The organism is Streptosporangium sp. NPDC051023 (assembly GCF_040689595.1).
GTDB lineage: Bacteria > Actinomycetota > Actinomycetes > Streptosporangiales > Streptosporangiaceae > Streptosporangium.
On record NZ_JBFBCE010000188.1, the window covers coordinates 1 to 3874 of the forward strand.

Annotated in this window: 4 protein-coding genes; 1 reads left to right on the plus strand and 3 read right to left on the minus strand. The window is 68.7% G+C overall.

The genetic code is table 11. The annotated features are described in order from the left end of the window. Window positions 1–75 precede the first annotated feature (75 nt). The 3 genes from AB0395_RS47695 to AB0395_RS47705 all read right to left on the minus strand — a co-directional run bounded on the left by AB0395_RS47695 (window position 76) and on the right by AB0395_RS47705 (window position 2703). Window positions 76–1293: a dicarboxylate/amino acid:cation symporter gene (locus AB0395_RS47695; RefSeq protein WP_366294882.1), complete on the minus strand. Its 1218-nt coding sequence runs from the start codon at window positions 1291–1293 to the stop codon at window positions 76–78. Between the two features lie 77 nt (window positions 1294–1370). Further along, the gene (locus AB0395_RS47700) at window positions 1371–1454 is read right to left on the minus strand and encodes a putative leader peptide (RefSeq protein WP_366294889.1); all 84 of its coding nucleotides are present in this window, start codon (window positions 1452–1454) and stop codon (window positions 1371–1373) included. Window positions 1455–1662: 208 nt separating this feature from the next. Then, window positions 1663–2703 carry an LLM class F420-dependent oxidoreductase gene (locus tag AB0395_RS47705; protein ID WP_366294884.1) on the minus strand — a complete coding sequence of 347 codons (1041 nt, stop codon included), beginning with the start codon at window positions 2701–2703 and terminating at the stop codon, window positions 1663–1665. A gap of 178 nt (window positions 2704–2881) precedes the next feature. Here AB0395_RS47705 and AB0395_RS47710 point away from each other — a divergent pair. Next, on the plus strand, window positions 2882–3874 hold a 993-nt coding region (locus AB0395_RS47710), incomplete at its 3' end, for an endonuclease/exonuclease/phosphatase family protein (RefSeq protein WP_366294887.1).

Sequence of the window (3874 nt, forward strand, 5' to 3'; positions counted from 1 at the left end):
GGAACGCGTCAGGCGGTGAGGTGTGGGCGTGGGGCGACAACGCCCAGGGCCAGCTCGGTCTGGGTCACACCACGGTCAGGAAGGTTCCGGCACGGCCTCCGACCGGGCGACCAGCACCGGCACCACGATCTGCCCCGCGACGTTCGTCGCGGTGCGGATCATGTCGAGGATCGGGTCGATGGCCAGGAGCAGCCCGACACCTTCCAGGGGCAGGCCGAGCGTGCTCAGGGTGAGGGTGAGCATCACGATCGCGCCGGTCAGCCCCGCGGTCGCGGCCGAGCCGACCACGGAGACGAACGCGATCAGCAGATACTGGCCGACGCCGAGCGGGATGTTGAACACCTGGGCCACGAAGATCGCGGCGAGCGCGGGATAGATCGCGGCGCAGCCGTCCATCTTGGTGGTCGCCCCGAAGGGCACCGCGAAGGAGGCGTAGTCGCCGTCCACCCCCAGGCGTTCGGTGGTGACCCGCTGGGTGAGCGGCATGGTCCCGACCGAGGAACGGGAGACGAAGGCCAGCTCGATCGCGGGCCAGGCGTTGCGGTAGAAGGTGATCGGGCTGACCTTGCCGACGAAGGCGAGCAGCAGCGGGTAGCTCACCAGGAGCACCAGCAGGCAGCCGATGTAGACGCCCGCGCTGAGCTTGGCGAGCGGGGCGAGCAGGTCCCAGCCGTAGGCGGCCACGGACTTGCCGATCAGACCGGCGGTGCCGATCGGCGCCAGCCTGATGACCCACCACAGGGCCTTCTGGACCAGTTCGAGGACCGAGCGGCTGAGAACGAGGAACGGCTCGGCCTTCTCGCCCGCCGCCAGGGCCGCGGCGCCGAGGACGACCCCCAGGAAGACGATCTGAAGGACGTTGAGCTCGGTGAAGGCGGTGACGATGTTGGTCGGGATGATTCCGGTCAGGAAGTCCAGCCAGGTTCCCGCGCCTTCCAGATCGACGGCCTTGGCCCCCTCGGTGGCGATGGCGACGCCCTGGCCCGGGTTGATGATCAGGCCGAGGCCGATGCCGAAGACCACCGCGATCAGCGAGGTGATCAGGAACCACAACAGCGTCTTGCCCGCGAGCCTGGCGGCTCCGCTGACATTGCGCAGGTTGGCCACGCTGACCACGACCGCGGTGAAGACCAGCGGCGGGACCGCGAGCTTGAGGAGCTGGACGAAGATCTTGCCGACCTCGGTCAGGGTTGCGGTGAGCCAGGCGACGTCACCGGCGCGGGCGACGAACCCGAGGGCGGCGCCGATCACCAGGCCGAGCAGCAACTGCAGGGAGAAAGAGAGTTTCTTCACGAACGCGACTCCGGCGAAAAAGGGCATGCTCGCGCCAAGGCGGGGCATGCGGGGCGAGGAGAGGGAGGGAAATGCGTTCAGGGACAGAGCTGGCTGCTCAGGCGACACAGGTCCACGTGCAGTCGCCCGACGAGCAACACGATCACCGGGGAGAACCTCACGAGGCGTGAAACCCCCTAATCCGATAGGAAATTTCGCTTATATCAGTGATCCATATCACGTTCTCACCCATGAGAGAAGCCTCCGTTCCCGTGGGAACGGAGGCTTCGGTGATGTCGCGGGTCGCCGCCGCGGGCGGCTCTCCTCCCCTCAACGGCCCTCCGCCTCCGCCGGGAGCGGAGTCCTCGGCGGGAGCCCGGCCCGCGGGGATCAGGAGGCCAGTTCCCCCACCTTCTCGATGAGCCGGAGGCGCTCGTCGTGCGTGCGGCCGAGCGGCATGACGTTGACGGTCGTGACGCCCGACTCCCTCATCGCCTGGAGGCGGTCGCGGACATGGCCCTCGGAGCCGATCAGCGACATCGCCTCCAGCAGCTCCCCCGGGACCAGCGCCGCCGCCTCCTCCTTCTTGCCGTCGAGATAGAGGTTCTGGATCTGCTCGGCCTCCTTCTCGTAGCCGTACCGGCGGGCCAGGTCGTTGTAGAAGTTCTTGCCCTTCGCGCCCATGCCGCCGATGTAGAGGGCCGCCATCGGACGACCGAGCTCCAGCCACCCGGACACGTCGTCGCCGATGGCGAGCGGGGCCTGGGCGATGACGTCCAGCTCCCCGAGGGATGGGTCGCGCCTCGCCTTGCCCGCGGCCAGGGAGGCGCCCCAGACCTCGGCGGCCTTCTCCGGCATGTAGAAGATCGGCTCCCAGCCCTCGGCCAGCTCCGCGCAGAGCTCGACGTTCTTCGGGCCGATCGCGGCGATCACGATGGGGATGCGGTCGCGGACGGGGTGGTTGATGATCTTCAAGGGCTTGCCCAGGCCGGTTCCCCGGTCCGCGGGCAACGGGACGGTGTAGTGCTTGCCCTCGTAGGTCAGGCGCTCGCGCCTCCACACCTGCCTGCAGATCTCGACGACCTCGCGGGTACGGCCGAGCGGCGCGGTGTACGGCACGCCGTGGAAGCCCTCGATGACCTGCGGCCCCGAGGCGCCCAGGCCGAGGGTGAAACGGCCGTCCGAGACGTAGTCCATGCCCGCGGCGGTCATGGCCAGCAGGGCGGGCGTGCGCGAGTAGATCGGCAGGATGCCGGAGGCGATCTGCAGCCGCTCGGTCTTGGCGGCGATGTAGCCCATCTGGCTGACCGCGTCGAAACTGTACGCCTCGGCGACGAAGACGATGCCGAGTCCGGCCTTCTCGTAGTCGGCCAGCTCGGCCACCGTCTCCTTGAAACCCCCCGCGTAGTTCAGGGCCATACCGATACGCATCGTGAGATCGTCCTTCCACCACGCCACAAAACCGAATGTTATTCCGTTATCTCTGCACAGAAGGCTATCGACTCACCGTCGAAGCACCAAGCCCCGCACGTACGATGCAAGGCCGATAGCGTACGGAGCTCGGACGGGGAACCCCCTCGAAGCCGGGCGGACGCGGACAAGGAGCGGTGTGCTGAGGCGGGCGATCATGGTGATTGCGGGGGTTCTCGCCCTCGTTCTCGGTGGCCACAGGCTCCTGCCCGAGCTGGGAGGGTTCACCCCGGTGCTGGAGAGCCTGCTCCCCTGGCTCGGCGTCGCCGTACCGTTCCTGCTGGTCGGCGCACTGTTCACCCGGTCATGGCAGGTGATCGTCATGGCGCTGCTCCCGGCGACCGTGTGGGGTCTCATGTTCGGCCCCGCGCTACTGCAGACCCCACCCGGCGGCCCGAGCGACGTGTCGGTCGTGACCCTCAACGTGGGGGTGGCCAACGGCGACTCGGCGCGGGCGGTGCGTGACGTCTCCAGGGGCAGGGATCTGGTCGCGGTGCAGGAGCTGACCGACGGCGGCCCCGCCGCGAAGATGCTCGACAGCCGCTTCCCGCATCGCTACCAGGTGACCACGGTCGGCCTGTGGAGCCGGTTCCCGATCCTGAAGGCCCACAAGGTCGACATCGGCCTGGACTGGGCCAGGGCGCTGCGGGCGGTGGTCAGGACGCCGAAGGGGAGGCTGACCGTCTACGTGATGCACCTGGCCTCCGCCCGCCCCGGCCAGACCGCGCAGCGGGACGATACCCTCGTCCACGCCAGGAAGATCGTCGACGAGGACGACAGCAAGCACCTGCTCCTGCTTGGGGACCTCAACACCGCGACGACGGATCGCAAGCGCTCCGGTCTGGTGCCACCGCTCTCCGACGCCCAGCAGGAGGCCGGGAACGGCTTCGGGTTCACCTGGCCCTCGTCCTTCCCCGTGACCCGGCCCGACCACATCCTCTACCGAGGGCTCACCGCGACCAGCGCCGGTGTCGAGCCCGCCACGGGCAGCGACCACCGCGCCGCGGTGGCCTCGTTGCGTTTTTTGGCGACGCCTTCGGCGTCGCGGGCTTGGGCGCCCCCGGTGCCGGTGTCTTCCCTCGTCGCTCATCCGCTTCGCTCCTTCGCTCCTCAGTCCAGACACCGGCGCGCC

Bases quoted from the DNA above. Each gene is read 5' to 3' on its own strand.
- AB0395_RS47705 (WP_366294884.1), bottom strand. From the start codon at position 2,703: ATGCGTATCGGTATGGCCCTGAACTACGCGGGGGGTTTCAAGGAGACG.